We start from the raw sequence: 651 nt of genomic DNA, 5'->3' as shown, positions 1-651 counted from the left end.
ACGATGCTTTGAAACGGCGTCCACGTTGCCCTGAAACACCGTCTACCTTCGTCTGAAATGACCGTCTACGATGGCCTGAAATACGCAGTCAGGCAATCTAGCCGTAAGATACGCGCGCAACGCATGGGCAAGCTGTTGATCCGGCTCGGCCACCACGTAAGCAACGAGCCGCTTATCAATCCCCTCACCCAATGCGAGCACTACAGCTTCTTGCACCTGCGGATGCCTAACCAGGCATGTTTTAATTTCGCCCAACTCGATTCGAAGACCTCGAATCTTGACCTGGTGATCATTGCGTCCCAAAAACTCCAAATTCCCATCAGGCCGGTAACGTGCTAAGAGTCGCTAACACAAGTCGTCCACGAAACGTGAACAGATAACGGCAGCGGCCAAGCGGAGCAAGGCGATATGAATGTCCAGACGCCGCTCAAAGCGGATGCGCAGCTTACCAAAACCGGCAAACCAGGCGTGCGTGCGCTCAACTACCCAGCGATGCCGTCCGAGCCGCTCGCGCTTTTCTACGCCTCGACGGGCGATGCGTGCAGTGATTGCGCGTTGCTTCAGATAGCGTCGGCAGCGGACAAAGTCGTAGCCCTTGTCCGCATGCAGTTTGCCCGGGCGTTTGCGCGGCGAACCGCTCAAGCCCGGCAC

Annotated in this window: 1 protein-coding gene and 1 pseudogene; both read right to left on the bottom strand. The window is 57.0% G+C overall.

Going from position 1 to position 651, the window contains the following annotated elements; translation table 11 throughout:
• Positions 1-87 precede the first annotated feature (87 nt).
• Positions 88-339: pseudogene (locus KQH55_RS15570) on the bottom strand (non-ribosomal peptide synthetase module); the annotation flags it as partial.
• 6 nt (positions 340-345) lie between these two features.
• A partial coding sequence (locus KQH55_RS15565) for a transposase (RefSeq protein WP_235091601.1) occupies positions 346-651 on the bottom strand: 306 nt, incomplete at its 5' end.

This window comes from Mycetohabitans sp. B3 (assembly GCF_021498065.1).
Classification (GTDB): Bacteria; Pseudomonadota; Gammaproteobacteria; order Burkholderiales; family Burkholderiaceae; genus Mycetohabitans.
Note: the sequence above shows the minus strand (reverse complement) of the source record. Positions and strands in the feature narration are given on the sequence as shown.